This is a genomic window from Staphylococcus pasteuri (assembly GCF_030547725.1).
Taxonomy (GTDB): Bacteria; Bacillota; Bacilli; order Staphylococcales; family Staphylococcaceae; genus Staphylococcus; species Staphylococcus pasteuri.
In genome coordinates this window covers 1-242 of the sequence record NZ_JAUOQO010000811.1, presented here as the reverse complement: position 1 = coordinate 242, position 242 = coordinate 1, and the positions used below count along the sequence as shown (strand labels likewise).

The 242-nt window shown below is 58.7% G+C and carries 1 pseudogene; it reads right to left on the bottom strand.

The features are described 5' to 3' along the window. Positions 1–47 precede the first annotated feature (47 nt). A pseudogene (locus Q4528_RS15585) lies at positions 48–242 on the bottom strand (tripartite tricarboxylate transporter permease); the annotation flags it as partial.

The following is a 242-nucleotide window of genomic DNA, read 5'->3' as shown; positions in this document are numbered from 1 at the left end:
ATCAGGATGTTGGGACGGCTGGAACTGTTAGGCATGGGGCCTTCTCCTTAGGTCAACTGGTTGGAGCGGCGGGCGCGCAATTGTTTGAACGCCCCCGCCAGAACGGCGATGGCCGCAATCAGAAAGAAGGCGACGGCGACAGGGCGCTGGAAGAAAATCATCCACCCGTCGTTCGAAAGGATGATTGACTGGCGAAATGCCTGTTCCGCGCCCGGGGCGAGAACGAAAGCGATGATAAAGGC